The following is a 2,007-nucleotide window of genomic DNA, read 5'->3' on the forward strand; positions in this document are numbered from 1 at the left end:
ACTATACACCTTAGGCAGGCCTACACCGAAAGAATTCATCTGCAAAAATAAGGATTTTTAGCTCGAATGTTTTAGGGCTGAGCCTAACTAGCTAATATCAGAGCGCAATGCTTAACAAGCTTCCCAATAATCAATATGTAGTTGCAATTCGGTTTGGTTGCGCCATTCGTTGGCCACCGGTCGGTAAACGGTGCCGATTTTGGGCGGCAGCGCCTCGGGACAGCGGAAAAACATGGCTTCTACGGTGCGACCTTGCCGGCTGAGGCCGGCTTTGCGGTGGCCGATGCCGACTTCGCGCTGCCAGAGTACGTCGAATTCATCGTAAAAACTCGGTGCCTGGAAGCCTTGCCCCCAAACCGGTTCGGCCAGGCTTTCGGCCGTTTGCACCGACAGCGCGGCGGGGGGCAGACTGCCGTCGGTGAGGAAGGTGCGGGTTAGGTCGTATTCGTCGAGCAGCTCCTGCAATACCTGCTCGAAGGCTTCTGCGAAGCGGCCGAAATCGGCGGCGCGGATGCTTAAGCCGGCAGCCATGGCGTGGCCGCCGAACTTCAACAGTAAATCGGGGTGGCGTTTGCTGAGCAGGTCTAGGGCATCGCGCAGATGGAGCTTGGGAATGGAACGGCCCGAGCCGCGGATTTCGCCGTTGTCGGCCGGGGCGAACACGATGGCAGGGCGGTGGAAGCGGTCTTTCAGGCGGCCGGCGACGATGCCGACCACGCCTTGGTGCCAGTCTTCACGGAAAGCGGTGATGCCGAAGCGGCCGTTGACGGCAATCTGTTCGGCCAAATTTTGCGCTTCAGCCAGCATGGATTGCTCGATTTCGCGCCGTTCGCGGTTGAGCCCGTTCAACTCTTCGGCCAGCAGGGCAGCGTGCTCATCGTCTTCGGCCAGCAGGCAGGCAATGCCGACGCTCATGTCGTCCAAGCGGCCGGCGGCATTGATGCGCGGGCCGATGGCAAAGCCGAGATCGAAGGGTTTGGCTTTGGCGATGTCGCGTTTGGCTACCTGAAACAGGGCGCGGATGCCGGGACGGGTTTTGCCGGCACGCATGCGTTTGAGTCCTTGTTCCACCAGAATGCGGTTGTTGTGGTCGAGCGTGACCACGTCGGCTACGGTGCCGACGGCCACCAAGTCGAGCAACTCGGCCAGCTGAATTTCAGGTAGCCCTTGTTCGGCAAACCAGTCGCGCGCGCGCAATTCTGCCCGCAAAGCGCTCAAAACGTAGAACATCACGCCCACCCCGGCCAGGCTTTTGCTGGGAAAGCGGCAGCCGGGCTGGTTGGGATTGACGATGATGCAGGCGGGCAGTTCGCTGCCGGGCAGGTGGTGGTCGGTAATCAGCACGTCCATGCCCAGCGCTTGGGCACGTTGTACGCCGGCGATGCTGGCGATGCCGTTGTCCACCGTCAACAGCAGTTTGGTTTGCTGTTGTGCGGCCAGCTCGGCCAGCTCGGGCGTGAGGCCGTAGCCGTGCTCGAAACGGTTTGGCACGAGAAAGTTTACCCGTCCGCCCATGCGGCTGAGTCCGAGCATAGCGAGGGCGCAGGCGGTGGCGCCGTCGGCATCGTAGTCGGCCAGAACGAGGATGTTTTCTTGGCGGGCCAGTGCGTCGGCCAAACGGCCGGCAGCCGCCTCGATGTTTTTCAAATCCCGATAGGGCAGCAGGCGGTTGAGTCGGTTTTCCAACTCTTCGGGGCGGGAAACCTGGCGGGCGGCAAACAGCCGCGCCAGCAGCGGTGGTGTACCGGCGGCGAGCAGGGTTTGTTCGGCTTGGGGGTCGGGTTGCCGGGTGTGGATGGCGGCGTTCATAAATATGGGAATCCTTTGACGGCCGGCATTATAAAGGCAAAGGACGGCAGGTGCGCGATTGTCGAATAAGGAGGCGGGCAGAAAAGACCGAGGAGTTGGCGGCAGAAAAGATAAAACTTCTTAACATAATTCGACTTGTAAACAACAGGCTGCTGGATTTCTGTTTGCTGCGGTTGAGAAAAGGCTTGCACAGGAGGT

Annotated in this window: 2 protein-coding genes; both read right to left on the minus strand. The window is 60.1% G+C overall.

Going from position 1 to position 2,007, the window contains the following annotated elements; genetic code table 11:
* Window positions 1-111 precede the first annotated feature (111 nt).
* Window positions 112-1,809, minus strand: a complete 1,698-nt coding sequence (gene recJ / locus HMPREF9371_RS10755; protein WP_009120184.1) for a single-stranded-DNA-specific exonuclease RecJ — start codon at window positions 1,807-1,809, stop codon at window positions 112-114.
* A partial coding sequence (locus HMPREF9371_RS13745; RefSeq protein ID WP_232203153.1) for a hypothetical protein occupies window positions 1,806-2,007 on the minus strand: 202 nt, incomplete at its 5' end. The genes HMPREF9371_RS13745 and recJ, both read right to left, overlap by 4 nt.

This window comes from Neisseria shayeganii 871 (assembly GCF_000226875.1).
In the GTDB taxonomy this organism is placed as follows: Bacteria; Pseudomonadota; Gammaproteobacteria; order Burkholderiales; family Neisseriaceae; genus Eikenella; species Eikenella shayeganii.

Coding starts and splice junctions, on each gene's coding strand:
- recJ (WP_009120184.1), bottom strand. CDS start 1,809: ATGAACGCCGCCATCCACACCCGGCAACCCGACCCCCAAGCCGAACAA.